General features: G+C 63.3%; 1 protein-coding gene and 1 pseudogene. Both read right to left on the reverse strand.

Features of this window, described 5'->3' with window-relative positions; translation table 11 throughout:
* Window positions 1-124 precede the first annotated feature (124 nt).
* Window positions 125-730 (reverse strand): annotated as a pseudogene (locus tag NKJ84_RS32990) (transposase); the annotation flags it as partial.
* A gap of 188 nt (window positions 731-918) precedes the next feature.
* Window positions 919-1,149 (reverse strand): hypothetical protein, encoded by a 231-nt coding sequence (locus NKJ84_RS32995; protein ID WP_352510002.1) that lies wholly within the window; start codon window positions 1,147-1,149, stop codon window positions 919-921.
* Between the last annotated feature and the right edge of the window lie 65 nt (window positions 1,150-1,214).

Genomic DNA, 1,214 nt, shown 5'->3' on the forward strand with positions numbered 1-1,214 from the left:
ACCGTCATGTGTCCGCCGCTCCGCTAAACACGGGGGCTGCGCGGCGGACACGCCGACGTCAACGCAATGCCACGCCATTTTGCAGAACTTGACGCACACAACTGTTGCATCGATCAGCGCGAGTGTCCGCCGCGGGAGCACTGGTGACGTTCCAGCCGCGGATGAAGCCGTGCCGGCGATCGATCGAGGCATGGTTTTGTAGCCGAAGGCGGGAACTGCGATATCGCGCTGCTTCGTCTTTCCCTCCTCGTTGGCCTTGGCCTTCGAGAACTTGACCGTCCAGCGCGCGTCCCAGTCCTTCTGGCGCAGCTTGGCTGGCTTCTTCTGCCACTCGTCCGGCACCTTTCCTGCCTTGGTGTCGGCCTTTTCGGCATCGTTGTTGCGCTGCTTCCGCGCCGCCAGATCGTGGCATCCACGATCTGGCCACCCATCGCCAGATAGCCCGCCTTGTCGGGTCCTAGCCGGGGTGCTTGTCGAACCGGACAAACAGGTTCTCCACCGCCCGGGCCTGCGTGAGGTGCTCCCCAAACAACCAGATCGTTTTGGCGTCGGGAACCTTGTCGCCGAGCCCCAGCCCGAGGAACCGCATGAAGGAAAACCGGTCGTGGATCTGAAACTCGTCCTGATCGTCCGAGAGTGCAGAGCGCCTGCAGCACCATGATCTTGAACATCATCACCGCATCAAAGGGTGGCCGGCCGCGCCTTTGGCGCAATCGGAGCGCTTCAGCGCCGAGTTGCATCAGCTGCTGTCGTTCCCGCTCGCCCCGTGTTAGAGGCTTGCTCAAGACGATGGCAGCGATCTCGCCTTCTATTCTCTGCACGGCCTGCAAGGCCTCGTTCCAGCGGCGTTCCAGCTCGCCGGCCACCAGGCGATTGGCCGGATCGACGCGTCGTACTGCCGACGGGCATGGCAGCCTCTTAGCGTGCCTGCTGAAGAGATAGCTCGATCTGCCTTTGCGCGTCTGACGTCTCGCTCATGCAGTCCTCAATCGCCTTGACCGCGGCATCGATGCCAAGCGGCCTCAGGACGTGCAGCACCTCCGCGCTGATGGCCGCATCGACGCTCAGGCCGCTGATCGCGATGCATCGCGCCCTGCCGTGGTTGGTGCGGGAGTTGTGTGCGTCAAGTTCTGCAAAATGGCGTGGCATTGCGTTGACGTCGGCGTGTCCGCCGCGCAGCCCCCGTGTTTAGCGGAGCGGCGGACACATGACGG

This window comes from Mesorhizobium sp. M0048 (genome assembly GCF_040323405.1).
Lineage (GTDB): Bacteria > Pseudomonadota > Alphaproteobacteria > Rhizobiales > Rhizobiaceae > Mesorhizobium.

Bases quoted from the DNA above. Each gene is read 5' to 3' on its own strand.
- NKJ84_RS32995 (WP_352510002.1), bottom strand. From the start codon at position 1,149: ATGCCACGCCATTTTGCAGAACTTGACGCACACAACTCCCGCACCAAC.